The organism is Polaromonas sp. P1_F9, assembly GCF_056405615.1.
Map to the genome: position 1 here is coordinate 696,107 of NZ_JBFUBT010000001.1, position 25,646 is coordinate 721,752.

27 protein-coding genes and 1 pseudogene are annotated in these 25,646 nt (G+C 62.4%); 4 read left to right on the forward strand and 24 right to left on the reverse strand.

Annotation, left to right across the window (positions count from 1 at the left end):
* Nucleotides 1-157 precede the first annotated feature (157 nt).
* The 9 genes from AC1DYR_RS03225 to AC1DYR_RS03265 form a co-directional block, all read right to left on the reverse strand.
* Nucleotides 158-1,306: a mannitol dehydrogenase family protein gene (locus AC1DYR_RS03225; RefSeq protein WP_477703808.1), complete on the reverse strand. Its 1,149-nt coding sequence runs from the start codon at nucleotides 1,304-1,306 to the stop codon at nucleotides 158-160.
* 13 nt (nucleotides 1,307-1,319) lie between these two features.
* Nucleotides 1,320-2,330: a zinc-binding alcohol dehydrogenase family protein gene (locus AC1DYR_RS03230; RefSeq protein ID WP_477703809.1), complete on the reverse strand. Its 1,011-nt coding sequence runs from the start codon at nucleotides 2,328-2,330 to the stop codon at nucleotides 1,320-1,322.
* A 21-nt stretch (nucleotides 2,331-2,351) separates the two neighbouring features.
* Nucleotides 2,352-2,681: an L-rhamnose mutarotase gene (locus AC1DYR_RS03235; protein ID WP_477703810.1), complete on the reverse strand. Its 330-nt coding sequence runs from the start codon at nucleotides 2,679-2,681 to the stop codon at nucleotides 2,352-2,354.
* Nucleotide 2,682: 1 nt separating this feature from the next.
* Entirely contained in the window at nucleotides 2,683-2,805 is a 123-nt protein-coding gene (locus AC1DYR_RS03240) for a hypothetical protein (RefSeq protein WP_477703811.1), read from the reverse strand.
* Nucleotides 2,806-2,815: 10 nt separating this feature from the next.
* A complete protein-coding gene (locus AC1DYR_RS03245; protein WP_477703812.1) occupies nucleotides 2,816-3,823 on the reverse strand; it encodes an aldo/keto reductase in 1,008 nt (335 codons plus the stop codon).
* 50 nt (nucleotides 3,824-3,873) lie between these two features.
* Nucleotides 3,874-4,818, reverse strand: a complete 945-nt coding sequence (locus AC1DYR_RS03250) for a substrate-binding domain-containing protein (RefSeq protein WP_477703813.1) — start codon at nucleotides 4,816-4,818, stop codon at nucleotides 3,874-3,876.
* A 68-nt stretch (nucleotides 4,819-4,886) separates the two neighbouring features.
* Nucleotides 4,887-5,870: an ABC transporter permease gene (locus AC1DYR_RS03255; protein ID WP_477703814.1), complete on the reverse strand. Its 984-nt coding sequence runs from the start codon at nucleotides 5,868-5,870 to the stop codon at nucleotides 4,887-4,889.
* Nucleotides 5,871-5,900: 30 nt separating this feature from the next.
* Complete coding sequence (locus AC1DYR_RS03260; protein ID WP_477704126.1) at nucleotides 5,901-7,475, reverse strand: sugar ABC transporter ATP-binding protein; 1,575 nt, start codon at nucleotides 7,473-7,475, stop codon at nucleotides 5,901-5,903.
* Between the two features lie 222 nt (nucleotides 7,476-7,697).
* On the reverse strand, nucleotides 7,698-8,405 hold the full coding sequence (locus AC1DYR_RS03265) for a FadR/GntR family transcriptional regulator (protein WP_477702192.1): 708 nt from the start codon (nucleotides 8,403-8,405) through the stop codon (nucleotides 7,698-7,700).
* A gap of 279 nt (nucleotides 8,406-8,684) precedes the next feature.
* Between AC1DYR_RS03265 and AC1DYR_RS03270 the strand changes: the two genes are divergently transcribed.
* The gene (locus tag AC1DYR_RS03270; RefSeq protein ID WP_477703815.1) at nucleotides 8,685-9,098 is read left to right on the forward strand and encodes an FKBP-type peptidyl-prolyl cis-trans isomerase; all 414 of its coding nucleotides are present in this window, start codon (nucleotides 8,685-8,687) and stop codon (nucleotides 9,096-9,098) included.
* Nucleotides 9,099-9,101: 3 nt separating this feature from the next.
* On the opposite strand, the gene AC1DYR_RS03275 is transcribed toward AC1DYR_RS03270, so the two are convergent.
* Nucleotides 9,102-9,977 carry an alpha/beta fold hydrolase gene (locus AC1DYR_RS03275; RefSeq protein ID WP_477703816.1) on the reverse strand — a complete coding sequence of 292 codons (876 nt, stop codon included), beginning with the start codon at nucleotides 9,975-9,977 and terminating at the stop codon, nucleotides 9,102-9,104.
* Between the two features lie 473 nt (nucleotides 9,978-10,450).
* On the opposite strand from AC1DYR_RS03275, the gene AC1DYR_RS03280 reads away from it, so the two are divergent.
* Both AC1DYR_RS03280 and AC1DYR_RS03285 read left to right on the forward strand, forming a co-directional pair.
* Entirely contained in the window at nucleotides 10,451-11,464 is a 1,014-nt protein-coding gene (locus tag AC1DYR_RS03280) for an LLM class flavin-dependent oxidoreductase (RefSeq protein ID WP_477703817.1), read from the forward strand.
* 203 nt (nucleotides 11,465-11,667) lie between these two features.
* A complete protein-coding gene (locus AC1DYR_RS03285) occupies nucleotides 11,668-12,279 on the forward strand; it encodes a DUF6198 family protein (RefSeq protein ID WP_477703818.1) in 612 nt (203 codons plus the stop codon).
* A 27-nt stretch (nucleotides 12,280-12,306) separates the two neighbouring features.
* On the opposite strand, the gene arfB is transcribed toward AC1DYR_RS03285, so the two are convergent.
* The 13 genes from arfB to AC1DYR_RS03350 all read right to left on the reverse strand — a co-directional run bounded on the left by arfB (nucleotide 12,307) and on the right by AC1DYR_RS03350 (nucleotide 23,611).
* Nucleotides 12,307-12,723, reverse strand: coding sequence for an alternative ribosome rescue aminoacyl-tRNA hydrolase ArfB (gene arfB / locus AC1DYR_RS03290; protein WP_477703819.1), 417 nt, complete (start codon nucleotides 12,721-12,723; stop codon nucleotides 12,307-12,309).
* Nucleotides 12,724-12,742: 19 nt separating this feature from the next.
* Nucleotides 12,743-13,192 carry a type II 3-dehydroquinate dehydratase gene (gene aroQ, locus AC1DYR_RS03295; protein WP_477703820.1) on the reverse strand — a complete coding sequence of 150 codons (450 nt, stop codon included), beginning with the start codon at nucleotides 13,190-13,192 and terminating at the stop codon, nucleotides 12,743-12,745.
* A 145-nt stretch (nucleotides 13,193-13,337) separates the two neighbouring features.
* A complete protein-coding gene (locus tag AC1DYR_RS03300; RefSeq protein ID WP_477703821.1) occupies nucleotides 13,338-14,120 on the reverse strand; it encodes an alpha/beta fold hydrolase in 783 nt (260 codons plus the stop codon).
* A 48-nt stretch (nucleotides 14,121-14,168) separates the two neighbouring features.
* Entirely contained in the window at nucleotides 14,169-14,561 is a 393-nt protein-coding gene (locus tag AC1DYR_RS03305) for a carboxymuconolactone decarboxylase family protein (RefSeq protein ID WP_457280117.1), read from the reverse strand.
* Nucleotides 14,562-14,565: 4 nt separating this feature from the next.
* On the reverse strand, nucleotides 14,566-15,804 hold the full coding sequence (gene pcaB, locus AC1DYR_RS03310; RefSeq protein WP_477703822.1) for a 3-carboxy-cis,cis-muconate cycloisomerase: 1,239 nt from the start codon (nucleotides 15,802-15,804) through the stop codon (nucleotides 14,566-14,568).
* A gap of 127 nt (nucleotides 15,805-15,931) precedes the next feature.
* Nucleotides 15,932-16,825 carry a sugar phosphate isomerase/epimerase family protein gene (locus AC1DYR_RS03315; RefSeq protein WP_477704127.1) on the reverse strand — a complete coding sequence of 298 codons (894 nt, stop codon included), beginning with the start codon at nucleotides 16,823-16,825 and terminating at the stop codon, nucleotides 15,932-15,934.
* A 16-nt stretch (nucleotides 16,826-16,841) separates the two neighbouring features.
* The gene (locus tag AC1DYR_RS03320) at nucleotides 16,842-17,744 is read right to left on the reverse strand and encodes a VOC family protein (protein WP_477703823.1); all 903 of its coding nucleotides are present in this window, start codon (nucleotides 17,742-17,744) and stop codon (nucleotides 16,842-16,844) included.
* 32 nt (nucleotides 17,745-17,776) lie between these two features.
* Nucleotides 17,777-18,538, reverse strand: coding sequence for an ABC transporter ATP-binding protein (locus tag AC1DYR_RS03325; RefSeq protein WP_477703824.1), 762 nt, complete (start codon nucleotides 18,536-18,538; stop codon nucleotides 17,777-17,779).
* Nucleotides 18,539-18,661: 123 nt separating this feature from the next.
* On the reverse strand, nucleotides 18,662-19,420 hold the full coding sequence (locus AC1DYR_RS03330) for an ABC transporter ATP-binding protein (protein ID WP_457280113.1): 759 nt from the start codon (nucleotides 19,418-19,420) through the stop codon (nucleotides 18,662-18,664).
* On the reverse strand, nucleotides 19,417-20,424 hold the full coding sequence (locus AC1DYR_RS03335; RefSeq protein WP_477703825.1) for a branched-chain amino acid ABC transporter permease: 1,008 nt from the start codon (nucleotides 20,422-20,424) through the stop codon (nucleotides 19,417-19,419). Before AC1DYR_RS03335 ends, AC1DYR_RS03330 begins: the two co-directional genes overlap by 4 nt.
* Complete coding sequence (locus AC1DYR_RS03340) at nucleotides 20,421-21,296, reverse strand: branched-chain amino acid ABC transporter permease (protein WP_477703826.1); 876 nt, start codon at nucleotides 21,294-21,296, stop codon at nucleotides 20,421-20,423. The genes AC1DYR_RS03335 and AC1DYR_RS03340 overlap by 4 nt, the downstream gene beginning before the upstream one ends.
* A gap of 109 nt (nucleotides 21,297-21,405) precedes the next feature.
* Nucleotides 21,406-22,617: an ABC transporter substrate-binding protein gene (locus AC1DYR_RS03345; RefSeq protein WP_477703827.1), complete on the reverse strand. Its 1,212-nt coding sequence runs from the start codon at nucleotides 22,615-22,617 to the stop codon at nucleotides 21,406-21,408.
* A gap of 25 nt (nucleotides 22,618-22,642) precedes the next feature.
* A complete protein-coding gene (locus AC1DYR_RS03350; protein ID WP_477703828.1) occupies nucleotides 22,643-23,611 on the reverse strand; it encodes a shikimate dehydrogenase family protein in 969 nt (322 codons plus the stop codon).
* Between the two features lie 193 nt (nucleotides 23,612-23,804).
* Here AC1DYR_RS03350 and AC1DYR_RS03355 point away from each other — a divergent pair, with 193 nt between their 5' ends.
* Nucleotides 23,805-24,617, forward strand: a complete 813-nt coding sequence (locus tag AC1DYR_RS03355; protein ID WP_477703829.1) for an IclR family transcriptional regulator domain-containing protein — start codon at nucleotides 23,805-23,807, stop codon at nucleotides 24,615-24,617.
* A 728-nt stretch (nucleotides 24,618-25,345) separates the two neighbouring features.
* Here the strand turns inward: AC1DYR_RS03355 and AC1DYR_RS03360 are convergent.
* Nucleotides 25,346-25,504, reverse strand: a pseudogene (locus tag AC1DYR_RS03360) (short-chain dehydrogenase); the annotation flags it as partial.
* Nucleotides 25,505-25,646 lie beyond the last annotated feature (142 nt).

Consider the following 25,646-nt stretch of genomic DNA (forward strand, 5'->3'; position numbering starts at 1 on the left):
TCGTAACTCCGCAGGCGCAATTGCGGCGAATTTCCGTTCCACGCCCGGGCGCTGAGGGACTGGCCCCTTCTTCCTCCGGAGAAGGCAGGCATGAGGGTTCGCTGCGTTGGATGTTGCGCCGCAGCATGTCATCAAACGCCGGTGACCAGCCGGCGGTTCAGGCACCAGTGCCCAGGGTGCTTCCGGTTTCAGCTAACGCATTGCGCAGCTGGGTCTGTGCGATGGGCAGTTGCAGCGCCACGGCGCGCTCTACCACGGGTGCCAGGCGGCGCAGCTTCTTCTGCGGGTGGTCCTTGGCAATGTCGGCCAGACGGTGTTCCAGAAACGGGTTGAGCAGACGGTCGCGCAATTCCACCAGGTAGGCGTGGGCCTCGGGGCCTGTGCCCTCGGCGTCAAATACCGGCAGCACCTCGTCGGCCCACACGGCCTCCAGCGGGGTGCGCAGTGCCGGGGTGTGCATGGCCTGCACCACGGTCATGTCCGCAGCACCGCCCAGCAGCTGCCAGCGTTCGGCCAATATCGTGTGGCCCAGGTTCAGCAGCCAGAGCTTGCGTTGCTCGAATGGGGCCAGTGCATTCGTCACCACCATGGCCGGGTGGCTGCAAGGAAGCACCATGCGCGGCTGGCGTTCGATGGCCCACAGCGCATAGGGCTCGGCCACTGCACCAGCGGGTTCCAGCGGAGACGACACGATGCGGTCCACCAGTGAATTGACCCAGACGCAGTGCTCCCGCACATAGCGAAGGAAGGCGGGCGTAACGCCCCAGCTCTGTGCCAGCGTGGATACCAGGTCGCGCAGTGTGTCACCGTTGCGGCTGACCAGTTCGCAGGGGTACAGCGTCAGGGGAGCCTCCGGCTGCTGCTGCCAGCGGTGGTGCAGAAGCGCCACCAGCTTGGCCGGGTAGCTGCGCGGCGGCGGCGTCGTCGTCGGGCTACGCAGCAGCGCCGCGGTGTCGAAGTCGTCCAGCACATAGCCCATGTCCGCGGTGTTGGAGATGATGACCTGCACGGTGGTGGCCATGGCATCGCGCAACAGTGTCCAGTCGCGGCGAGCATGCCAGACGGCCTGGACTGCGTTCACTTGCACGGTTTCCTCGATACGCCGGCCATGTTGCATGCCGCGCAATTCGACGCGGTAGCCATGTGCCAGTGCTGCGGCGCGCGCGCTGCTCTGCGGGCTGTCTGTGCTCTGCACCACAGTTATGCCGCCCAGCGCCTGGCCCTGGGTCAGGGCCTCGGACACAAACAGGTCCGCATGCGCCTGCAGAAAGCGCCCGGTGCCGAACTGGAGGATGGGCGTGCTCACGTGCAGGCCCCGGTCAGCATTCGATCAGCGCCTTGACCACGCCCTGCGTGGGGTCCAGCAGCGTGGCGAACCGGGCGGGTACCTCGGCCAGGGCCATGCGATGGGTGTTGAGTGCCGCGGTGGGAATCTTGCCGCCCCGCATTGCCTCAAGCACCGTTTCGAAGTCTTCCATGGTGGCATTGCGGCTGCCCAGCAGCGTCGCCTCGCGTTTGTGAAACTCCGGATCGGCGAACGTAATGTTGTCCAGCACTATCGACACCAGCACATACTTGCCGCCATGGGCAATGAACTGGAAGCCGCGCTCCATGGCCCTTGCGTTGCCCGTGGCGTCAAAAACGACATCGTAAAAATCGCCATCGGTCAGTGCGCGCAGCTCGTCCAGGTCCTTGTCACCTATCACAACACCCGCATGCGCCCCCAGGTGTTGTTTGCAGAATTCCACCCGCTCCTTTCGTGTGTCCAGTGCTGTGACCTGACCACCACGCAGACCGGCGAACAGCAGGGCAGCCATGCCGATGGGGCCCGTCCCTACCACCAGTACACGCTGGCCGGGCTGCACGTCGGCGCGACGTACGGCGTGGGCGCCTATGGCCAGAAATTCCAGCATGGCGGCCTGGTCCAGTGAAACACCGTCTGCCCTGCGCACAAACTGCGCGGGTACGTTGAGATACTCGGTGAAGGCGCCGTCGCGGTGCACGCCCAGTACCTGGATGTTGACGCAGCAGTTGGTCTTGCCCTGGCGGCAGGCTACACACCGGCCGCACGACAGGTAAGGCATGACGAAGACGCTGTCGCCGGCCTGAAGGGCGCTGTCCGCCGGAGCTTCCTCTACGGTACCCGCGATCTCGTGACCCATGACGCGTGGATAGGCCAGGAAGGGTTGTTTGCCGGTGAAGATGTGCAGATCGGTGCCGCACACCCCTACGCGACGGATGCGCAGCAGCACATCGCCTTCATTGCGGATGGGCATGGCGCCTTCGACCGTGCGCAGCACGCCGGGAGTTTCGCAAATGACTGTCAGCATAGATATCCTTGGGTGGAGTGGTTAGTCAATATGGAATACGGATTCCATGGCGGCCCAGTACTCGCCTGGGCTGCGGGTTTGAAGGGGGCATTGGCAGGGGCCACACAGGTTCCACCAACGCTGCGTCTCGGCATCAGCGGCGATAGCGGCCATGTCCGCGTCAAAGTCCCGGCCGTGGTATTCCCAGTAGCCGAACAGCAGGTTTTCCGGCTCTCGCAGAAAAATGCTGTAGTTACGCACCTGCGATTGGTGAATGCGCTGCAGCACAGCGGGCCAGACGGCCGCGTGCAGGCGCTTGTATTCGGCGATGTGCCGGGGGTCGATACCAATGACCCATCCCATTCGTTGCATGTCAATTTCCGTCTATATGTTGGCCAAGGTGGTACAGGCGGCGCGCATTGCCGCCAAAGATGGCGGCCAGCGGTCTAGTGCGGTTTGCCAGATTCCGGAAATGCTGGTGCGCGTCGATCAGCATGGGGTTTTCCTCAGGCTGGTACTGGCGCATCGGGATGCAGCAGGCCGCGGCTGCGCAGGGCCTGCCACAGCGTGTCGGGAATGGGCGTCTCCAGCCAGGCGACGTTCTGTTGCAGCTGGGTTGCGGTGCGGGTGCCGGTGACGCAGCTCACCACCGCAGGGTGCCCCAGTGGAAACTGCAGCGCGGCAGCCTGCAGGGGTACGCCGAATTCCTCACAAGCCAGCGCCAGCGCTTGCACGCGTGCCAGTATGGCGGGCGGAGCTTCCGCATAATTGAATTTGGTGTTGCCCGCCAGGACGCCGGAGTTGAACGGCCCGGCCGCCACGATGGCGTTGCCGCGGCGCATGCACTCGTCCAGAAAGGGGGCGAGGCAGTCCTGCTCCAGCAGGGTGTAGCGCCCGGCCAGCATGGTGCAGTCCAGGTCGAACTCCCGCATGCTGTCCATCACCACCTGCCATTCGTTCACGCCCAGGCCCACTGCCCTGATGGCACCGCTTGCGCGCAATTCGTCCAGCGCGCGGAAACCACCCCCCGTGGTCAGTTGTTGCCAATAATGCGCATGCTGTTCGCCGTGGGTGTCGCGGCCGATGTCGTGTACGTACAGGATGTCGATATGGGCCAGGCCCAGCCGTTGCTGGCTGTCCTCGAATGAGCGCATTACGCCGCTGTAGCTGTAGTCATACTGCGGGCGAAACGGGTAGGGGTTGGCCCAACCTCCATCGCCGGGAGCCACGCTGGCATCGGGGCGCAGCAGGCGGCCCACCTTGGTGCTGACGACATACTCATGGCGTGGGCAATCAGCCAGCTGGGCTCCCAGGCGGTGCTCGGAGCGGGTGTAGCCATAGTAAGGCGCAGTGTCGAAATAGCGCACGCCGGCCGCCCAGGCGTTCGCAAAGACCTCCTCCACCTCGCGGGCGCTGGTGGCACGATACAGGCCGCCCATTTGCGAACAGCCCAGGCCCAGGGCTGTCAGCCGCAGGTCCACGCGGGGAAGGCGTTTCAAATCCGTGGTGTGCATATGCCCATCCTCCGGCAGCCGGTGCCGGAGGGTCCTTGGGTTGGATCGGTTTAGTAGAGAACGTTCTTGGCAGCGGGCGTGTCGATGTTTTTCTTGTTGACCATCAATACGCCGGTATCGCGGAAGGCGGGCACTTTCTTGCCTTCCACGATTTCCGCCACAGTCTTTACGCCCAGGTTACCCATCTCGAAGGCGCTTTGCACGGCAATGGCCTCGATGGTGCCGTCCTTCACAAAGCCTTGCAGGTCGGAGTTGCCGTCAAAGCCAATAGCGACCACTTTCCCGGCTTTGCCCGCTTGAACCAGTGCGCGGCCCATGCCGATGGCGGTGGGTTCGTTGGCACCGAAGATGCCCTTGAGATCGGGATTGGCGGCCAGCACGTCGGTGGTCTGGTTCAGTGCGGTACCCATCTGCGAGTTGGAGTAGAAGGGGCCCACGATCTGCAGCTTGGAGTGCTTCTTGATGTAGTCGGTAAAACCTCCCACGCGGCCGATTTCGGAGCCCGAGCCTGCGGTGTAGGACATGATGGCAATCTTGCCGGTGGTACCGACTTTCTCGATCAGCGTCTTGGCGCACATTTCTCCGGCAGTCTTGTTGTCGGTGGCCAGAAAGGACTGGTAGTAAGCCTTGCCGGCATCTGATGCGGCAGAGTCAATCAGCACAACTGGAATCTTGGCTTCCCAGGCCTTTTTGATGGCGGGGATCAGGGCATCCGGATCCGAAGGGGCGAGCACAATGCCGGCAACCTTGCGGTTCACGGCGTTTTCCACCAGGGCTACCTGCCCGGCCAGGTCGGTGTCAGATGCCGCGCCCTGGAAGGTGGCTGTGTAGCCCTTGAGATTTCCCACGGCGGCGTTGGCGCCTTTCTTCACGTTTTGCCAGAAGTCCGAGTTGGCGGTCTTCACGATGACGGCAATTTCCTTGTCGGCGGCCATAGCCATCGACGACGCAGCCACCAGGGCGGCTGCAATCAGTGTGTGGACAAATTTTTTCATTTCTTTCCTCATGGGTAGTGGTTGTGGAGGTTGTCTCTCGAAGTCCCGGTAAGCCCTGCCGGTAGGGATCACTTGCGATGGCGCATCTGGTCGATCCATACGGCCAGCAGGATGACGACGCCTATCAGAATTTGTTGGGTGAAAGCGGACACGCCGCTCATGTTCAACCCGTTGCGCAGGATGCCGATCACGAACGCGCCAATGACGGTGCCCGACACCGTGCCCACACCGCCGGTGAGCGAGGTGCCGCCTATCACTGCGGCGGCAATGGCATCAAGTTCGTACATCAGGCCCTCACTGGGCTGGGCCGTGACCAGGCGTGACATCAGCACGCAACCGGTCAGCCCGGCCAGCAGGCCGGAAAGCACATAGGCAAACAACGTCACACCGTTGACGTTCACGCCCGAAAGCCGGGCGGCTTCCAGGTTGGAGCCGATGGCGTACAGATGGCGCCCCAGCGTGGCACGGTTAAGCAGGATGGAGACGGCCAGCGCCAGCACGATCATGAGCACCACGGGGTAAGGGATGCCGACGAACACCACATCGGGGAAGCCGTCCGCACCGATATTGACAATGCGGAACAAGGCTCCGTTGCCCAGTTCCGCAAAGCTGTCGCCCAGGCCGCTGATGGCGCGGGCATCGGTCAGCTGCAAAGCCACGCCGCGTGCCACCAGCATCATTCCCAGGGTGGCAATAAAGGGCGGCAGTTTGAGCACCGTCACACACAGGCCGTTGATCAGTCCGCACAGGGCACCAACCAGCAGGCCGGCAAACATGCCCAGCGGCACGGGCGCGCCCGCCTTGACCAGCATGGCGGCCACGACGCCGGCCAGTGCCAGGATGGCGCCTACCGAGAGGTCGATACCGCCGGTAATGATCACGCAGGTCGCTGCGATGCCGAGGTAGGCGATGGAGGTCACCTGGAGCGCCACGGTCATGCCATTGCCCACGCTGAAGAAGGCGTTGCTGGTGAACGAGAAGATGGCGATGAGTCCTAGCAGGCTGGCCAGCGCGGCAAATTTCTGAAACAGGTCTTGTTGTTGTTCGGTCATGGTGTGGTTCGGGGAAAGAGTGCTGGAGGTTCAGTTGATCAGCTGGTCGACGGGCAGAGGCGGCACGCTGCGGCCGGAGGCGTAGTGCATGACCTCCTCCTGGTGGGTCTCGCGGGTCGGGAGGATGGTGACCAGGCGGCCTTCATGGAAGACCGCGACACGGTCGGTCATTCCCATGATTTCGGGCAGCTCGGAGCTGATCATCACGACGCCGATGCCCTGCCCTGCCAGCTGGTCCAGCAATTGGTAGATCGCGTACTTGGCGCCCACATCAATGCCGCGCGTGGGCTCGTCAAAGAACAGCACGCGTGATTGACGGAACAGCCATTTGCTGATTACGAGTTTCTGCTGGTTGCCGCCCGAGAGCAGGCGCACGATCTGGCTGCTGCCGGGCGTGCGGATGTCGAGTGCGCCGATGTAGTGGCGTGCGGCATCCTGCTCTTTGGCAAACTGGATCATCCCCGCACGGTTGGACACGGCTTCCATGTTGGCCAGCGTGATGTTCTCTGCCACGTTCATCTTCAACGCCAGCCCGTCGTGCTTGCGGTCCTCTGACAGGTAGGCCAGCCCCTGGCGCACGGCATCCCGTGGCGAGTGAATGGTGAGTCGCTGCCCGGCCAGAAACACCTCGCCGGCGTCGATAGGGTCGGCACCAAAAATAGCGCGGGCCACCTCGGTACGGCCAGCGCCCATAAGCCCCGCAAAGCCCAGGATTTCGCCGCGACGCAGCTCAAAGTTCACGTCGTGAAACACACCCTGGCGTGTCAGGCCCTGAACGCGCAACAACACGTCGGTAGTGGGCACGGAGGTTCTCTTGGGAAATACATCGTCCAGCGAGCGCCCCACCATCTTGGCCACGATCTCTTCCACACTGGTGTCGGCCAGGCGTTCGGTGGACACATAGCGTCCATCGCGCAAGACAGTGACCCGGTCCACGATGAGCGCCAGTTCGTCGAGCCGGTGGGAGATGTAGACAACACCCACGCCCGTACGCTTGAGTTCGTGGATGATGGCAAACAGCTTCTCGGTCTCCGACTCCGTGAGGGACGAGGTGGGTTCGTCCATGATGAGCAACTGGGCGTTGAGCGACAGCGCCTTGGCAATTTCCACCATCTGCTGCTGGGCAACCGAGAGGGTTTTGACCAGGGCGTCCGGTGAGATGTCCTGCCCCAACCGGTCCAGGCATTGCTTTGCCTGGCGGCGCAGTGCCGCCCGGTCAATCAGCCAGCCTTTGCGTGGCTCGCGCGCCAGGTAAATGTTTTCGGCCACCGTGAGGTGCGGAGCCAGGTTCAGCTCCTGGTGAATGATGGCAATGCCGACAGCCTGGGATTCGGCGGTGGATTGGAACTGACAGACCTCGCCGCGGTAGTACAGGGCCCCCGCATCAGGCTGGTACTGGCCGCTGATCACCTTCATCAGCGTCGATTTGCCCGCGCCGTTTTCGCCGCACACCGCGTGCACCTCGCTACTTCGCACCTCAAAGCTCACACCATCCAGTGCCAACACCCCCGGAAAGCGTTTGGTAATCCCTTCCAGGCGCAACAGTACGCCAGCCTCGGCGGGGCTGGGCGCATCGGGACGGACGGGATCGGACACGGATGACAGCAATGCGAACTCCTCTTGGGTAAGGTCAGGGGGACCCGGGAGGGACGAATTTTCCACCCTGCAAATTGGTAAGGCCACCTGACACAATGTGGCGTATTTGGCCTTACCGGGAAGTGCGTGGGTATTGGTGCTTACCCGTGATCCAAGGTAAAAATCGGTGTGAAAAAACGAAACAAAATCTGCGCAATTGCATAGGCCTGACCACGAGGTGCGGAGCTTGGCTCACGACCATTCGCGGCGGTTCTCAACCCAGCGCTGTTCGGAGGCTTGCAGATGCATGCGCATGGCGTTCTGTGCGGCCAGTACGTCCCGGTTCTCCAGGGCGCGCAAGATGGCCTCATGCTCCTGCAGCGCAATGGCCCAGCTTTGGCCGGATTCGGAATGCGCGCTCAGGCGCGCAGCAATCGGGCTGTGGCGTTCGTCAAACAGCTCGCCCACCAGCCGCTCCAGCACGGAGTTGCCTGTCATGGCTGCAATCGTTTGGTGAAACTGCCGGTCAAAGGCCAGGGGCGAGCGGTTTTGCGCCATGGCGGACAGCATGTTGTCCAGAATCTGGCGCAGCGCCAACAGTGCTTCGGGCGTGGCTCTGGCGCAGGCCTGCAGCACGATGGTGCCCTCAAGGGCGGCGCGTGCCTGCATCAGTTCGATCGGGCTTTCGCCCATGGTGGCCAGGGACTGCGGCTTGCGCTGGGCCGCGCTGCAGACGTACACGCCAGCGCCCATGCGCACTTCCACGCTGCCCTCAATTTCCAGTGCAATCAGTGCCTCGCGCACCGAGGGGCGTGAGACGCCCAGCTGCAGGGCCAGATCGCGCTCCGGCGGCAACCGCGCACCCGCGGTGTAGTTGCCCTTGTCAATGAAGGCGCGAATCTGCTCGGCAATTTGTTGGTAGAGCCGACGGTTGTCGACCTGTTTGAGTTGGTCCAGCATGAGTCCTCCGCGTGAAGTGCAGTTTATGCGACGGCGGTTTGGCTATCGGCTTATGGCCCGAAAAGGTAAGGCCAATTTCATAATTTTTTGTCGCCTTACCGATTTGGAGCCGATTTTGTTTACCTGGAGCACCACTCATGCCTTCCGTCCCCTCATGATCCAGCTCAGCGACATGGACAATGTGGGACAGGCGAGCCGGCGCCACAGGGCAAGGCGAGAGCCGGGACGATAATCCAGGCCACACGTCCGATTCCCCTTCGCCATGAAAGCATGACCTCCATGAAGACATTGACCGCCGCGCTGAGTGCCCTGGCCTCTCTTGCCCTGTCCACCACCGCCTTTGCCGCCGCCCCGGCCGAGACGACCCTGCCCAGCGGCGTGAAGATCGTGCACAGCACCGACGGCACCGGCCCGCAGCCCAAGGCGACGGACACCGTCAAGGTGCATTACCGCGGCACGCTGGCCGACGGCAAGGAATTTGACAGCTCTTACAAGCGCGGCGCGCCCGCCACCTTCCCGCTGAACCGCGTGGTGCCCTGCTGGACCGAAGGCGTGCAGAAGATCAAGGTCGGCGGCAAGGCCACACTGACCTGCCCACCCGCCACGGCCTATGGCGACCGCGGCGCCGGCGGCGTGGTGCCGCCCAATGCCACGCTGACCTTCGACATCGAACTGCTCGCGATTGAAAAGTAAAAGCTAAAGAGGCGCTTCGAGTGCCGAGAGCAGGGCTTTGTCAAAGGCCTCCGCGCGCTCGAACTGCAGCCAGTGGCCCGCGCCTTCGACCAGGGCCAGGCCCCTGAAATCCGCAGCCCGCTCCAGGGCTGCCCGCAGCCCGTCGAGCTTGCCGCGGTACAGCGCATCCTCTTTCCCGTAAATCGCCCACACCGGGCAGCGCAGCCGCGCCAATGACTGCGCCAGCGCGCCGGTGCGCGCCAGGCTGCGGCCCTTCATGCGGTCGCGCAGCACGTTGGCGATGTGCAGGCGCAAGGCCAGTTCGTTGATCGCGTTCTCGCGGTACAGCATCAGCGCAGCGAGATTGTGGCGATGGATCTCATCGCGCTGGCCCGCAGCGGTGATATGCCGCCATGCGCGCAGCCGTATGGCTTTTTCGGGCGCCACACCCAGGCCGGGCGCACCCACCAGCACCACACGCGCCGCCCGGGCAGGGAAACGCTCCGCCACAAAGCCGGCCACCATGCCGCCAAAGGAAAAACCGACGAGGTCGCAGGCCGCCTCGCCCGCCAACAGGGCCAGCCCTTGCTCGACCGGTTCGGGCAGCACGTCGGCATCAGTGCCCCGTAAAGGCGCGGCCGAATCGCCAAAACCGGGAAGGTCGGGCACCAGCACCCAGCGGCCCGACGCGGCCAGCGCGGGGATGTTGCGCAGCCAGTGCATCCAGCTGCCGCTGCCGCCATGCAGCAGCACCAGGGGCACGAGCCCGGGCCGGCGCGTGGCCTGGCCCCACGTGTGCCAGACCATGGCGCCGTCGCCGCAAGGGCTTTCAAAACGGCTGGCCGTGCGCAGCATCGCAAGCGCTTCGGAAGGCAGCTCAATGTTTGCCGAATCTGTCATGAGGGATAGAACCTATTTACGGTCTAAGCGGAGCCGCGTTGGGGTGCAATCGGGATGAGTGGGCCGACCGGGACCGCCGCATGGGCCAATGCCCATGCAAGGGCCTGGGTGGCTCAATCGCCCGACCGCCCAGCCGGCCGGCTGGGCGTCGTGCAGCTGCCCCAATGGGGATGCAAACGCGACCGCGTTTGCGTCACCCCAACCCGAAGGGCAAGCCCCTTCTCGGGCGGTCTGCAGCGTTGCGATGCTAACCCATAGCTGTGCTATGGGCGTCGCACCGCGCCTTGCATCCCATCCCGAGAAGGGGCTTGCGCGGCCTCGTTTAGACCGTAAACAGGTTCTTATACCCTGCCCCTCATGCGGCCATCGCCAAGCTCCTAAACTGGCCCGGCACCCTTACAGCAACATCCATGAATTCAGGCCGGCTCGCTTCCTCTTCACTCCCACTCCCTCCGGGGAGAGGGCGCAAAAACATGATCCCCTTTTCAGTCCTCGACCTGTCCCCCATCGTCACGGGCGCAACTGCCGCCGATGCCTTTCGCAACACCCTGGCCCTGGCCCGGCATGCCGAACAACTGGGTTTCAAGCGCTTCTGGCTGGCCGAGCACCATAACAACCCCGGCATCGCCAGCGCCGCCACTGCGGTGGTCATCGGCCATGTAGCGGGCGGCACGCAGACCATCCGCGTGGGCTCCGGCGGGGTGATGCTGCCCAACCATTCGCCGCTGGTGATCGCAGAACAGTTCGGCACGCTGGCTTCGCTGTACCCCGGTCGCATCGACCTCGGGCTGGGGCGCGCACCCGGCACCGACCAGCTGACGGCTCGCGCGCTGCGGCGCGACCGCCAGAACAATGCCGACACTTTTCCGCAGGACGTTCAGGAACTGCAGGCCTACTTTGAACCGGCAGAGCCCGGCCAGAAAATCAGGGCGGTCCCGGGCGCTGGCCTCAAGGTGCCGCTGTGGCTGCTGGGCTCCAGCCTCTTCGGCGCCCAGCTCGCTGCCATGCTGGGCCTGCCCTTTGCCTTCGCATCGCATTTCGCGCCCGACATGTTGATGCAGGCGCTGGACCTGTACCGCAGCGGCTTCAGGCCTTCCGCCCAGCTCGCCAAACCTTACGCCATGGTGGTGGCCAATGTCGTGGCGGCCGAAACCGATGAAGCAGCACGCTACCAGCTCACCTCGGTGCAACAGGCCATGACCAATCTGCTGCGTGGCACACCGGGGCCCATGCCGCCGCCAATCGACGACATCGAAAGCTACTGGTCACCGGCCGAGAAAGCCGGCGCCCAGCGCATGCTGCGTTATGCCGTCGCGGGGTCGGCGGCGACGGTTGAAAACCAGCTTCAGCGCTTCATCGAGGACACGCAGGCCGATGAACTGATGGTGACCACCCACATTTACGACCCCGCCATCGCCCGGCGCTCCCTGGAAATCACCGCGCAGGTGCGAGACGGACTGCAGCAAGGGAACCAGCGCCACGCATAGTGCTATTATTTTGATAGCTGCTCGTGCAGATTTCTATTGGGCTGAAGCCCTAAATCACCCATATTTAGCGCCTGGAAAGCGCAATCCCGGCTGGCGGGGAACACGGCGCATGGCCTTTTGCGCGGACGAGTGTGCCGCCGGCATTGGCACAGATCATGCACAGCTGCTGTAACCCGCCCGCAGCCAAATATCCCAGCGTCCCCATGGCCCCATTTCCTCCCCCTGAGCGCCACACCCTTTTTGACGATGCGCAAGGCATCTTCACGGGCACGCTGTTTGTATCACTGGCGATGGTGATCTTCAATCAGGCAGGCCTGTTGACGGGTGGTACGGCCGGCGTGGCCTTTGTGCTGCACTACGCCACCGGCGTGAGTTTCGGCAAATTGTTCTTTCTGATCAACCTGCCCTTTTACTGGTTCTCCTGGGCTCGCATGGGCCGCGAGTTCACCATCAAGACCTTCCTGTCCATTGCACTGCTGTCGCTGCTGGCAGACTGGTCGCCCCGGGTGCTCGACATCGCAGACATCCACCCGCTGTACGCCGCGTTGGTGGGCGGCCTGCTGCTGGGGACCGGGTGCCTCTTCCTGGCCCGGCACAGGGCCAGCCTGGGCGGCGCCACCATCGTGACGCTCTATCTGCAGGAAAAGCACGGCTGGCGCGCCGGCAAGATACAGATGGCCATTGATTCGGCCGTGGTGTTGATGGCGCTGGCAGTCGTGCCCCCCGAGCGCGTGGCGTATTCCGTCATGGCCGCCGTGCTGATGAGCCTTTTCCTCTGGGTCAACCACAAACCCGGGCGCTATATGGTGACCTGAACGGCACTGGTGGACTGCCGGCCGGGCTCAGTCGCCACCGCCCACCTTGCCCCGTGAAGACTTGATTTCCGAGCGCTGGCTTTTGCCGGCCAGGCGGCGCTGCTTCGAGCCATAGGTAGGCTTGGTAGCACGCCGCGCCCGGGGCGGCATGGAGACGCTGTCAACAATCTCCTGCAGGCGTGCCATGGCATCGCCGCGGTTCATTTCCCGGGTGCGGTGCTGCTGGGCCTTGAGCACCAGCACGCCCTCCTGCGTGATGCGTCCGTCGCTCGTCGCCAGCAGCCGCTCCTTGACGGCGTCGGGCAGCGACGAGGCAGCGATGTCAAACCGAAGGTGAATGGCGCTCGACACCTTGTTGACGTTTTGCCCGCCAGCGCCCTGCGCGCGGATGGCGCTGAACTCCACCTCGCGTTCGTCAACGGGGAATTTCGGTGGCGCAACCATGGTCAGCGCCGCAGCCGGATCAGGCCGCCAGCTCGGCCAGGCCCGCAATGGCGAGTGCGTAGCCCTTGACGCCGAACCCGGCCATCACGGCCCTGGCAGCCGGCGAAATATAGGAGTGATGCCGGAAGGCCTCGCGTGCATGCACATTGCTGATGTGCAGCTCGATCACCGTGACGCCCGCGCCCTTGATGGCATCGTGCAGGGCCACGCTGGTGTGGGTATAAGCGCCAGCATTCAGCACGATGCCTGCCAGCGTGCCAGCAGCCTGGGCGCGCCCGGCTTCATGGATGGCGTCAATCATCACGCCTTCGTGGTTGCTCTGGCGAAAGTCGAGCTTGAAACCGTGGGTTACGCAGGCCTTGGTGCACAGCGCCTCTACATCGGCCAGGGTTTGCGAACCGTACACGGCCGGCTCACGCGTTCCCAGCAAGTTGAGGTTCGGGCCATTCAGGACAAGGACTGTTTTCATGGAGCGGGACTTTCCGGATGTTCGGGTGAGTGGGTTTTGGCAAATGCTTGGGCCCGATTATCGACGCTGCCGCCGCCACCCCATCACCGAAGCACCCTGCCCCCCCCCGCTCCCGCAACTGCCCGATCAGTCCGGCGATAGCACTCTAGCGCAGGCTTTCGAAAAAGCGTTCCAGCAGATCAGCGAAGGCCTCCGGCTGCTCCACCGCGCTCAAATGCGCTGCCGGCAAGGTGCGCAATTGCGCGCCCTTGATGCTGGCGCAAATCGCTTCAGACATGGCCACGGGCGTTGCCTCGTCGCGCGTGCCGGCAATCACCAGGGCCGGGCACTGGATCGCACCGTTACTGATTCGGAAGTCGATGCGGGAAACCGCCTCGCAGCTGGCCGCATAAGCGGTGGCATTGGTGGCTTCAAGCACCCGGCGCAGCGCTGCTACCTTGCGCGCACAGCCGCCCGCCTCGTCCGCCCTGAATTCCAGCGTAAACCAGCGCTGCATCGCACCGTCTGATATCGCCGCCACGCCCTGGGCCTGCACGGTGTGAACGCGCGCCTGCCACATGGCGCGCGCCGCGTCGTCGTAAAACATGGCGGCGTTGGCAATGACGATGCTTTGGGTCAGCTGCGGATACCGCGCCGCCAGCGCCTGCGCCGTCATGCCGCCCATGCTGAGCCCGACAAAATGCACTGGGGCGCCACCCTGCTCCTTGATCAGGCCCGCCACATCATCGGCCAGCAGGTCGAGTGTGTAAGGGCCCGGCACCGCTTCCGATTGGCCGTGGCCGCGATGGTCATGACGCAGCACGGTGTAGCGGTTCTTCAGGATGGCTGTCACGCCGTCCCACATCGTGAGGTCACAGCCCAATGCATGGCTGAGCACCACGACAGGCCCCTGGCCTTCACTGATCCAGTGCAAATGAGGTTTTTTCATGCGTTATCAAATGATGTAGTGGTTGAGGAACCGCGAGTGCAAGCCCTGTTAGTCCGCGAGCAGGCCTTTTTCGCGAAGGATGTCGCCCGCCACCGAGAACGCATGGTTGGCGGCAGGAACGCCGCAGTAAATGGCGGCCTGCAAAATCACTTCCTTGATATCGTCCGGCGTGAGCCGCGACTCCGGCGGGCCGTCGAGTGCGGCGCGGACATGCATGGCAAATTCTTCGTACGCCTTGAGCGCAATCATGGTCGACAGCACCATCAGGCGGCGCGTCTTGTCGCCGAACGCTGGCCGGCCCCAGACTTCATTCCACGCATAACGCGTGATCAGGTCCTGGAACTCGCCGTTGAAGGCGTTGCTTTTGGCGATGGAGCGATCCACCCAGGCATCACCGAGCACGCGCCGGCGGTTGATCATTCCCTTGTCATGGTCGTTCATGGTTTTACCTTTTCGCGGTCTTGGTGCGATGGTTGTCCGTATGCGTTTGCCCCAGCAGTGCTTCAACAGCATCAGCCTGGGCAAGCGCCAGTGCCGAGGCGTGCTGCACCAGCGCAGGGTTAAACCACTCGTCGGCGGCACCGGCGGGCAGCACGGAACGCAGCGCCTCCAGGTTGGCGCTCATGCGCTGGGTGTCCACCTGCAAGCCCGGAAGGGCCTGGGCCATGGCGCGGACAGATCCGTGCGCCGACATCAGCAGCCCCGGCCACTCAGCCAGCTCTGCCTGCCAGTTCCCCAGAGCGCGCTCATGCTCCTGCGCCATGGTAGCCAGCAGCGCGGCCACGCGCTGCGGTGCGCGCTGCGCTGCAGCCAGTCCCACCATGCAGGCGACCGGATTGCGCTTGTGCGGCATGGCGGATGAACCGCCGCGCCCCGGCTCGGTCGGCTCCGCCAGCTCGCCCACTTCGTACTGGCCCATCAGCGAGATATCTTTGGCGATCTTCCCGAGGCTGCCTACCAGCAGACCCAATTCGCAGCCCAGCGCCACCCACTCGTCACGCTGGGTGTGCCATGCAAATGCGGAAGGTTTGAGTTTCAGGTCGACCGCCATATGCGCCATGATTTGCGGGCCCTTGCCGTTCATCTGCGCCAGTGTTCCTACGGCCCCGCCCAGCTGCACGGCCAGCGCATTGTGGCCGGCAACCTGCAGGCGCTGCAGGCTGCGCGCCAGCGGCGCGGCCCAACCCGCGCATTTGAAACCAAAGCTGGTGACGGATGCCGGTTGCATCAGCGTGCGGGCCAGTACGGGGTCAGCAGCATGGCGGCGGGCCAGCACCAGCAACGCCGCCACTGCCTTGCGGATGTCGGCCTCAATCAGGTCCAGCGCATTGCGGGTCACCAGCGCCAGCGCGGTGTCGATCACGTCCTGGGAGGTCGAGCCGAAATGGACAAAACCGGCAGCCTCCTTGTTGAAGAGTCCCACGGTTTCCCTCAGGGCCTTAACCAGTGGAATCGCGATGCTGCCGGCGCGCCCGCTTTCACGAACGATCTTGGCCACATCAAACAGCTCGACCTTGCAGGTACCGATGATGGATTGCGCGGCGGCTTCGGGGATCAGGCCGGCGCTGGCCTGCGCCCGCGCCAGCGAAGCCTCAAAGCGCAACATGGCATCCAGAAAGTTACGCTCGCTGAAGGCCTCCAGAATTTCCGGCGTGGACAAAAAACCTTCAAAAATGCTGCTCATGCCGTGAACTCTCAGAAAACAATGACAGATGTTTTTCCGCCGGGCCGCCCCAAGGAAAAAAGCGCCCCATACACAAAGGAAGGGGGTAGAGCGCCGCGGAAGGCACTCAGTGACGAACGTGGGGGCTTCATTTTTTCAAGCGGATCTGGTTAGGCAGCGGCACGGAACGGCGCAGCACATCCTCGCCCAGCCACAGGGCCGAGCGCCATGCACGCTGGGCTACTGTGGGCAAAGGCATTTGCTGGTAATCGTCGTTAAACACTTCAAAGCTGTAGTCGCCGCGGTAGCCCAGGCCATGCAGCCTGGTGACAAGCGTGGCAAGCGCTTCGCTGTGCACGCCTTCACCTGGAAACACACGAAAATGCCGGGCGGTGGCAATGCGCTCTTCGACCGACTTGATTTCCGTCCACATGAAGTCGGCCAGCTGCACCAGGAAAATTTTGTCCGGATCCAGGATGTCCAGCTCATCCAGCGAGGTCTTGGTCGCGAACATGTGAAAAGAGTCAAAACCCAAACCCAGGTTGGGCATGTCGGCTTCACAAATAATGTCCCAGGCCTGCGGGAATTCATTGACGGTGCGGCCCCACGACAAGGCTTCGTAGGCGATCTTGATGTTCATCGGAATCGCCAGCATGGCCAGCTTGCGCAAGTCCCTGACCAGCGCCCGGGTTTCACCCGTGGCATGCACCGAGGTTGACGAACAGATCAACAGCAGGCGGCATCCCAGCGCATGGCACATTTCCAGCATCGATTTGGCGATGTCCATCTTGTAGTCGTGCAGGTGCCCGGTCAGCCCCTCAAAGTCACGCAGCACCTGGAACCCGGTGACGCGCAGACCGCTTGCACGCACCGCAGCGACGGCGGCTTCCACGCCGTCGGGGTGGCCTACCAGGTCCTTGGCGGCCAGCATGATCTGGGTGAAACCGGCTTCGCGCACGGCCTTGAGCTTGGCCTCCAGCGGGCCTGCCAGCGAGATGGTGTCCATCCCGAAATCGTCGATGTTGCCGCTGTAGTGGCTCATGATGCCTGGCGCCTGTTTAGCGTACGTCATGGACCAGCTCAAAACTCACGCTGCCCATCCAGCTCTTGGTCAGCGCGCCGCGGTCCTCGGTATGGACCCCGGGTGACTCGAGGAATTCCACGCCGCGCTTGCGCAACTCGCCAACAGTGGCCAACACGTCTGCGCTGCCCAGGCCAATGCGCTGCAGGCTTTCGTCTCCTTCCACGTCGAGCACGCTGGCTTCAGGCTCGATCAACTGAAGGTAAAAGCGCGACGAAGGCGGGCACGGGCTGCGAAGAATGCGGCCCTTCGGCAGGATGCCGAAGCGCTGTTCATCGGGCAGGTCGGTAAAGCCAAACAGCTCGCGGTAAAACTCAGCCCAGTCTTCAGTACGGTCATTGCCGATGTATTGCACGACACCAAAGAAATGCAGCCCCGCCACCGCTGGCGGGTGCTGGTCCACCGTGGGAATGGGCACAAAGTCCACGTCATAGATCGAAAACTTGTCGTAACGATCCACAAAATAAATGCGGCTTTTCCCCGCGCCATGGATGGCCGGAATGTTCAACTCCATCACCTCGACGCGCGACGGCACGGCCCAAGCGCCCCGCTCCAGCGCACGGTGATACGCATCCGCGGCGTCCCGCACGCGCAAGGCCACAGCGGCAATCACCGGCTTGTCGGTCGGTGCGGCGCCATCGGGCATGGCGGGAATGTGGGCATTGACAATCACATTCATGCCGCCCTGCCGGTACAACAGCACCTCGCGCGAGCGGTGGCGGGCGACCGGGCGGAAACCCATCGTTTCCAGCACCTGCCCCAACGCCTGCGGCTTGGCGGTGGTGTATTCAATGAACTCAATGCCGTCCAGCCCCAGGGGGTTGGCAACTTCGGGAATGGCTTCCCGGTCTGCGGCTGGTGCCTGTGCAAAGGTACTCATGGTGATGTCTCCGGTGAGAGGTTGCAGCAGATTCAGGAAGTTGCCATGGCGGGCGCCACGGTTGCGCCGGGAACATGGCCACCGCCCAAGAAGAGGCGTTCGATATTGGGGTCTGCCAGCAGCTCCGCCGCCGGCTTGTGCAGCACCAGCTGGCCCGACTCAAGCGCGATGGCGTCATCGGAAATCTTCAGCGCACTTTTGACGTTTTGCTCAACCATCAATACTGTCGTACCCTGGGCCGCCAGCTTCTGCAGCAGCTTGAACACGTCCTGCACCACCATGGGCGACAGCCCGATCGAGGGTTCGTCAATCAGGATGACCTTGGGGCGCAGCAGCAGAGCCCGTCCGATTTCAAGCTGCTTCTGCTCACCTCCCGAGAGCGCGGAGGCCTGGGAATGCAGGCGTTCCTTGACGCGCGGGAAGAACTCCAGCACCTCGGGAATACGCTCGTGTGTGGTTTTCGTACCCAGCGTAATGCCGCCCAGCTCCAGGTTCTGCCACACAGTAAGCTGGCCAAACAGGTTGCGCCCCTGGGGCACAAACACAATTCCTTTGGCCAGCAATTCTTTCTGGCTGGCGCCTGAAATGTCCTCACCATTCAACAGGATGCGGCCCTGCCGCGGCTTGAGCAAGCCAAACAGCGCTTTCAAAACCGTGGACTTGCCCGCGCCATTGGGCCCCAGCAGCAGCGTGATGGAACCCGTACGCACCTTGAACGACAGGTTGTTCAGGATCATGAAGTCCTTGTAACCCGCCACCACATCGTCAAATTCAATACAGACGTCACTTGTCATACATAGCTCCGTGAAACATCAATCTTCTTCTACCAGCAAGGGCGCGGAACCGGCTAAGCCGGGCCGCAGCGCTTGTCCCCCTTAGGGGGATTCCGGCTACACGCAGTGAGCCGAGACAGGGGGTTAGTTCCCAAGATATGCATCCAATACCTCTTTATTGGCCCGAATTTCTGCCGGCGTTCCAATGGCCAGCACCTTGCCTTCGACCATCACCATGATGCGGTGGCACAGGCCCATCACAAAATCCATGTTGTGCTCAATCACCACAAACGAAGCCTTGCGGCCAAATTTGGGGTTCTGGTTCAGATCCCGGAGCAGCGACGAGATGCCGCCCACCAGGCTGGGATTGACGCCCGCGCACGGCTCGTCGAGCAGCACCAGGTCCGGTTCGGCCATGAAAGCCATGGCGATGTCCACCAGCTTTTGCTGGCCGTAGCTCAAGGTGCCGGCGAGCTTGTCAGCCACATGGCGGATGCGGAACTGGTCGATAAGCGCATCCGCCTTGTCGCCCAGCCCCGAGTCGCCAGGCGCAAACATGCGGCCGAGCAGGCTGCCCTTGTGCTCCTGGGCCGCCACGATCAGGTTGTCGCGCACCGTCATCTTTCCAAACACCTGCAGGGTCTGGAAGGTGCGGCCTACACCGCGCCGGCTGAGCTCCAGCGGCGACAGGCCGGTGATGGTTTTTCCGTTGAGTTCGATCGTGCCGGCATCGGGGCTGATCTGGCCCAACACGCTGTTGAACATGGTGGTTTTACCCGAACCATTGGGTCCGATGACACCGAAAATTTCCCCCGGCATGACTTCGAAGGAGACCCCGCCCACGGCCTGAATGGCGCCATAGGCTTTCTTGAGCCCGGCAACTTTTAACAATGCGTTTGTCATGATGCCGCTCCGATCCGGCTGGCTGCAGCCGCACGTGCCTGGGACGCCTCACGCGCTGCGCGCTTGGCCCGGATACGGTCAGGAATGCTGAGCAACCCGTCGGGCAGCCACACCATCAACAGCACCACAGCAGTGCCGAACATCGGCAAATACCAGTTGGACACCAGCGGCACATCGCGCAGCCATTCCGGCAGCACCACCCCCACCGCGGCGCCCACAATGGGGCCCAGGAAATAGCCCGCACCGCCGACCACCACCATCAAATACATCATGATGGACGCGGCCACGGTGAAGGGCCCCGGCTCGATGAACTGCACCAGCGATGCAAACAGGGCACCGGCGATGCCGGCGTAAGCCGCGCCAATGGCAAAACTCAGCAGCGTGTAATTGCGGATATCCACCCCCAGGCTCTCGGCACGTATCGGGTTGTCGCGCAAGGCCGTGAAAGCCTTGCCCCAGGGCGAGCGCAGCAAGCCCCACAGCAGGCCCGAAAGGATGACCGTCACAGCCAGTACAAAGTAGTAGTAGGGCAGGTTGCCTTCGAGCGAATAACCGAAGAGGGACGGCCGTGCAATGTTGTTGATGCCGAAGGTACCCCCGGTGAGCCATTCTTCATTGCGCATCACCAGCCAGATGGCGGTGTTAAAGCCCAGGGTGGCGAATGCCAGGTAAATGGCCTGCACGCGCAGCGCCGGAAACCCCAGGATCAACCCAACGGCAAAACAGATCAGTGCGGCAGCCGGCAAACCCAGCCAGAAGCTGACACCCGCCTTCATCAGGATGGCGACAGTGTAGGCGCCAATACCGAAGAAGGCCGCATGGCCCAGCGACTTCTGGCCCGCGTAGCCAATGGTCAGGTTCAGGCCCATGGTGGCGATGATAAAAACCAGCCAGTAAGTCAGCAGGTAGATGCCGTAGTTCTTCAGGAATTGCGGCACCACCAGTACCAGCAAGGCGGCAAGAACCGTCAATACCAGGGCAAATTTGTTGTTGGTGAGCTTCATACCTTGCGCTCCTCTTTTTTACCCAGCAGGCCTTGTGGCTTGAAGAGAATCACCACCATGAAAATAACCAGCGCCACAGCGTCCTTGTAGGCGGGCGAGATATACGCCGAGGCAAGGTTCTCGCACACCCCCACAATCAAGCCGCCCAGCAAGGCACCGCGCGAGTTGTTGAAGCCGCCGATAATCGCGGCGAAAAAAGCCTTGGTGCCCAGGCCCTCGCCCATGTCGAACTTGGCGAGGTAAGTGGGCGTGACCAGCAGGGCCGCCGCCACCGCCAGCACGGCATTGATGGCAAAGGTGTAGAAAATCATGCGCGGCACATTGATGCCCAGCACCGAAGCACTTTCGGTGTTTTGCGCCACGGCCTGCATGGCGCGGCCCGTGACGGTTTTGGCCAGGAAGGCCTGCGTCGCCATTACGATGACCAGGGCCAGCGCAAAGGTGCCGATGTCTTGCAGCGTTATCGTGACACCGGCAATGTTAAAGAGCTTGTCGGCAAACAGGCTCGGAAAAGGGTGGGCTTCGGCGCTGTAGCCGGCGCGCACGCCGTTGCGCATGGCAATGGAAAGCCCGATGGTCGCCACGACGATGGGCATCATGCCGTACTTGAAGAGCGGATCCACCACCCCTCGCTTGAAAACCCAGCCCAGCAGCAGCACGGCCAGCAGTACCGTCAGCACAAAGCTCACCAGCATGGGTGCACCCAGCGAAACGAAGGCCAGCATCATGAAGGCCGGCAGCATGACAAATTCACCCTGCGCAAAGTTGATCGTTCCTGAGGCCTGCCACAGCAAGGTAAAGCCCAAGGCCGCCAGCGCATAAATGCTGCCGGTGGCCAGGCCCGAGAAAAAGAGTTGGAGAAAGTCTGTCATGGGAAGGTCCGATGGAGAAAGTCGGTTGCATTCAGTGGAGTTCTCAATGGGAAGGGCTCACGCCCTGCCCCATGAGCGGCCGGCCCCGCATGGCCGGCCGAAGTAGCAGTTACTTCTTCGCGGCCGGCTTGGCCGCAGCAGACGCCAGAGGAAGGGCCTTGCTCACATCGCGGGTGGCCAGGCCGAGCGGGGGAACCATGTCAATGACTTCCTGCTTGCCGTTTTTGACTTCCACCATGAAGCTCATGCGGTCGAGGTCGCCCTTGTTGTCGAACTCGGTGTACATCAGCGCGCCGGGGTATTTGTCGGTGTTGACCTTCAGGCCCTTCATGGCCGCGGCCACGGCTTTGCGGTCCAGCTTGCCGGCTTTTTCAATGGCAGCCTTGAGCACGTAGACACCGGAGTAGCCCTTCATGCCGTTGTGGTCGGAGATGTACTTGTAGTCCTTCTCAAATTTCGCTTTGAAAGCGCGGATGGCGGGCACCGGCGCATCCACCGTCAAGCCTACGTGGGCAATCGCGCCGTTGGCAGCCTCACCGGCCAGCTCAATGACTTTCTGGCCCGTCAGGGTGGTTTCACCGATGATGGGCTTGTTCCAGCCCTGCTTGCGCAGCTCGCGCAGCAAGCGTGCCGACTCTTCTTCGTTCGAATAGGCGAACACGCCGTCTGCATTGCTTTGCTTGGCACGCAGCACCGCGGCGGAGAAGTCCACCTGGCCCGGTTCGGTAGATATCTCGCTCAGGATTTTGGTCGGCGAATTGGCGAGGGCCTTCCTGATCGAGTCCATGCCGCCCTTGCCGAAATCGTTGTTCACGTAAATGACGGCAATGCTTTTGAGCTTGGCCTGGTCACTGATGTAGCGTGCCACCTTGGGCATGGCAGTGGCTTGCGTGAAGCTGGTGCGAAACACGTAAGGGTTGCCCTGCTCGGTGATGCCGGCTGCCTCGCCCCCGGTGAAGTTGGGCACCTCGGCGCGCCGTGATTCGGCCATGCTGACCATGATGGAGCCGGAGAACACCGGGCCGAAGATGGCAAACACGTCGTCGTCGATGGCTTTTTGCGTCAGCCCCTTGGCCACGCCCGCATTGCTCTGTGTATCAGCCGTGGTTGTCTGGATTTTCTTCCCCAGGATGCCGCCGTTGGCATTGATTTCCCTGACGGCCAGCTCAACGCCGTTCTTGAAGTTGGTGCCTGCCGTGGCGCCGCCGCCGGACAGTTCGACAATGTTGGCGATCTTGATGACGTCTTGCGCAAAACCAGCGCTAGCGCTTACTGCGAGAGCGCAAGCAGCTATCAATTTGAGAGCGAATCGTTTTTTCATGGTTGTCTCCTCTGGGGGTTAAAAATCAAGGTGATGCGAGTCGTGCTTCCCCGACTCCTGGGATGGGAACACTGTCAGATGGTGTGCTCTGGAAGGAGCGCCTGATTTCACCGGCCATCGTGGCGGGGTACAAATGCCCCCGGATAAAGGTGGCATCGCGGCGAACGGCCTGCGCTGCTGCGGCATGCCCAAAAAAATCCAGGTAATCCGGCACCTGCTGGATCAGCATCTCAAATCCGGGCTGTGCAGTCAGACCGCGCTCGCGGGCAGCCCGGACCAGCGGCGTCGGCTGGTTCTTCATGAGGATGTCCATGACGGCCGCGTGCGGCGCCATACGGGACACATCGCACGGCAGGGGATCATCGGCCCTGAGCCCCAGCGGTGAGGCATTCACCACCACGTCATGGCCCGACGGGTCACCGCTGCTCACAGCCGCGATGCTTGCGGTAGACAGCGGTGTAGCGGCGGCAATCTGGTCGGCCAGCACCTGCGCCTTGCCCGGCGCAGGATCGTAGAGCGAAATGGCGGCCGGCGACTGGTTTCCCGCCATCGCGAGTGAAGCGGTAATCGCGGCAGCCGCGCCGCCTGCGCCCAGTATCAACACGCGCTTGCCGGCGTAGGCCACACCGAAATAGTCCAGCGACAGGACAAAACCCTTGCCGTCAAACAAGGCACCTTCCAGCTCACCGGCAGCGTCACGGCGAATGCCATTCACCGCACCGGCTACCCGGCCGGCGTCATTGCAATGCGAAAGCAGGCTCATCACTTCGGCCTTGTGCGGGATGGTCAGCAGCATGCCTTTGACGTTCCTGGCCAGGAAAGCGGCCTTCACAAAAGCCTGGATGTCCCCGGCGGCCACATGCACCGGGACAAGGACAGCATCAATACCCAGTGTCTTGAAGATCAGGTTGAACACCTCCGGCGCACGCACCTGCCCGACCGGATCGCCGGGGATCAGATACACGTCGGTATTGCCCTGAATGGTGGTAAACATGCTGGATTGCCTGAAACGTTCGATAATCGATTGAAAATGCCAGATTTGGTGTGAACTTTAGTAGCTAGCCTCAGGAATCCCAACAGGTTTATTACCCAGTTGATCGTTTATCGCTCATTAAAGATCGATGAACGAACGAAACAAGGGTTTGACCTACGCCTGCGTTGACACCGTGTTGTGAATACTTCAGCAAATGACCGCGGCCAAACTCCCCATTTCACCCTCTACATTGCAGGCCCCCAGCCCTTCCACGCTGGACAAGCGCGACTGGATTGCCGGGCTGGAAAAAGGCCTGTCCATCATCGAATGTTTTGACGATGCCAACCCACGCCTGACAGCCAGCCAGGCCGGGGCGCGCTGCGGCATGACACGGACGGCCGCCCGCCGCTATTTGCTGACGCTGGAACACCTGGGGTATGTCGCCGGCGACGGCAAGCTCTTCTGGCTGACGCCGCGTGTGCTCAGGCTGGGCCAGTCCTATCTAGAGTCGGCACGCCTGCCGCGCATCGTGCAACCCTTTTTGCAGCGCGTGACTGCCGGAACGCAGGAGAGCGCGTACGTTAGCGTGATGGACGGCGACGACATCGTCTACATCGCCCGCAACGGCTCCAGCCGCGCCATGAACACCGGCTACGTGCTGGGCTCACGCGTGCAGGCCCAGGTCACGGCTGCGGGCCTTTTAATGCTGTCGATGCGCGACCCCGCCTGGCTGGAAACCTGGCTGGCCAACCACGAGCTCAAGGCCTACACCTCGTACACGATCGCCAGCAAGGACCGCCTGCGGATCGAACTGGCGCGCGTACGGGCACAAGGATGGGCGATTTCCGAGCAGCAGCTGGAACTCAATTACCGCGGTATTGCCGTACCGCTACGGGACCGGCACGGGGAAGTGGCCGGGGCGCTCAGCGTGACCATGCCCATGGGGCATGAGTCGAGTGAGGATGCGGGGGGACGGGTTTTGTCGGTGTTGCGGGAGACGGCGCAGGCGATGAGAAACCTGATTTGAGTGCATCTGCCAGGGCGGTTCTTGCTCTGGCGATGCGCGCTTTGCTGAGGGTGGCTGGCCGGGGGTTGCCCGGCATGCAACTCACTTTTCTTTGCTTCGCCAAAGAAAAGTAAGCAAAAGAAAGGCGACCCTGCTGTCTGCGTCCCTTCGCTGCGCTACGGGCAACCTGCGGTGCTCGGTTCAGGCGGGGTCTCGCTCGAACTCGCTACGTTGCACTTCGCTCAGACAATCGCGATCCCTGATCCGCCTGACCCTGCGCTCCTCGGCGCAGACAGAAGGGGCGATCGGGTGCGGGAACCGAATACCGAAATACCAGGAAACCAATACCAACAAGGACACGCCATGGCGTGTCCTTGTTTCTTCTGGTGTTCGGTTTTGGTATTCCTCCCCACCCCCTTGTGGATGCGCCGAGGAGCGGAGGTTCAGACGGATCAGGGCAAAAACTTGTTTGAGCGAAGCGAGTTGTTTTTGACCCCGGCTGGACCGAGCACCGCAGGTTGCCCGTAGCGAAGCGCAGGGACGCAGGAACCAGGGTCGCCTTTTCTTTGCTTACTTTCTTTTGGCGAAGCAAAAGAAAGTGAGTTGCATGCCGGGCAACCCCCGGCCAGCCGCTCTCAGTAGAGAAGAGAACGCCCAAGCCGGAGCAAGATCCAGCCTCAAGATTCGCTATCAATTCAATAGCTGCTCGCGCACACCCCTATTGGTCAAAAGCCATTTTCACTAATGAATCAAACCACCCCAACACTCCCCGTCACCGGTAAAACAATCCCCGTGACATAACTGGAACAAACAGGAGAAGCCAGAAATACATAAGCAGGCGACAACTCCTCAGGTTGCGCCGGCCGCCTCATGTCGGTCTTCCTGCCGAAGTCCTTGATGACGAGTGGCCCGCGCCTGGCGCGGTGTAGGAAAGATTCGCGCCTTCGCCCCAGCCATGCCTTGCGGCCGCTGCAGCGTCGGGCCGAATCTTGCACAATCAAGCCAGCCATCTTTTCCATTGCCGCTTTTGTTGCCGCCCGAGCGGCGTTT